Origin of the sequence: Oribacterium sp. C9 (assembly GCF_002007235.1) — a bacterium.
Classification (GTDB): domain Bacteria; phylum Bacillota; class Clostridia; order Lachnospirales; family Lachnospiraceae; genus Oribacterium.
Genome location: NZ_MUHW01000054.1, coordinates 1 through 1,853 on the forward strand (window position 1 = coordinate 1; position 1,853 = coordinate 1,853).

General features: G+C 48.0%; 1 protein-coding gene. It reads right to left on the reverse strand.

Features of this window, described 5'->3' with window-relative positions:
- Positions 1–64 precede the first annotated feature (64 nt).
- A complete protein-coding gene (ltrA, locus tag BXO88_RS16075) occupies positions 65–1,348 on the reverse strand; it encodes a group II intron reverse transcriptase/maturase (protein WP_078038738.1) in 1,284 nt (427 codons plus the stop codon).
- Positions 1,349–1,853 lie beyond the last annotated feature (505 nt).

The window sequence follows — 1,853 nt, forward strand, 5'->3', positions numbered from 1 at the left end:
ATCGAGTAGGGGGAATATAATCCCCCTCTCACACCACCGTACGTGCCGTTCGGCATACGGCGGTTCAACATAACTTCAAAGCGTGACGCTCATTATAGTAGTCGAGACAGCTGATAAGACCAGCTCTTGCAAGAACAACTTTGGAAATTGCTCTGACAACCACGGTTTTGGTGACGACCCATTGGTAGCGGTCACCACAGTACGAAGTAAGCCGTGCAAGGTCTTTATTCACGCCTAACTTTTGCAGTCCCCATTGGCGTTTCTTCGGTACCTTCCATTGCTTCCATATAATTACCCGAAGCCTTGTCCTTAAATGCGCGTCAACATCTGCCATTGCTGTTTTCATGGAGCCGAGGGCGTAATAGTTTATCCACCCTCTTGTTACCAGGTTGATTTTCGCAATCTTACCTGTGACAGTTCCAGGCATCTTCCTACAAGTTAGTTCTTTGAGCTTTCGTTTGAACTTAGCAACCGAGTCCTGATGCGGTCTGCATTTCCACTCCTTTGCATTATTGTCCTTGTAGAATCCATAGCCAAGATATTTCAGATTCCGTGGTCTTGTGATGTGGGTTTTGGTCATGTTAACCTTTAACCCAAGTTTCCTTTGTATCCAGTCCGTCACCGTCCGCATGACTCGCTTAGCACTTGCTTCACTTCTGACAGCGATAATGCAATCATCGGCATATCTTGTAAAGCGGAGTCCTCTCGTTTCAAGTTCCTTGTCCAGTTCATTCAGCATGATGTTCGACAGTAGCGGTGATAGATTTCCGCCCTGCGGGGTTCCGAGTTTTGTTTCCTCGTAACCCTGTGGCGTCATAACTCCTGCTTTGAGGTACTTGCGAATGAGTGATTCCGTATCTCCATCATTGATTATGTTATGGACAAGGCTCATGAGCTTGTCCTGCGGCACATTATCAAAGAATTTCTCCAAGTCGATATCCACTACCCACTCGTAACCCTCGTTCAGATAATTAAGCAGTTGTCTGATTGCCATTTCACAGCTCCTGTTTGGTCTGAAGCCATAACTCCAATCCGAAAACAAAGGCTCACACATAGGGCTTATCACCTGCACTATGCCTTGCTGAATTACCCTGTCCATTACGGTTGGAATACCAAGTTTTCTCACTCCTCCGTTAGGTTTGGGTATCTCTACCCTCCTGACCGGCTGGGGTTTGTACTCCCTCTGCCTGATTTGCTCTCTAATACTGTTCCAATTCTCCTTGATATAATCGCCGAGTTCGTCAACAGTCACGTCGTCTACACCACCCGCTCCTTTATTGACGCAGACTCTCTTGTATGCGACGTTCATGTTGTCGTTGGACAGTATCTTTTCCAACAGTTCCGACATAGCCTTGTGTATTCTCTCCTTTCCGTTCCCATGAATTCGCCCTAAGTCGTGCGGTCTCTGCTCATATACGTTTCGCCCTTTCCGCTGTCAGGTATTCCATGGAGCATACATTTGATTACACGGTTACATTGTTCAGCCCTTTAGCAACTCCATTTCAGAGCGTTGCCTACTACGGCTTCTGCTGACTTCTCACAGTACGTTGTTACTACGGCTAATGGTACCGCCTGTGAGACCTCGCGGGATAAGCCTGCCAGTCTTTCCTCGTCTACCTGCCTGATTTACGTCTACGGGCTACGGTTGCCTTTAGGACTTCGCTGTCTGTTGCCAGCTTATCCACCATAGGCGCCTTATTATCAGGTTTCTGTCCGTCAGGCTACGATTTCGCTATCCCTTCTTCTAGCCAACACCTCACGATGCAAACCTTGGGAGTTGCTTTGGGGTTCGTCGGCAACTACGCCCCACGTGGACTTTCACCACAGACTGGCGGCATGCCCGCCATACAACA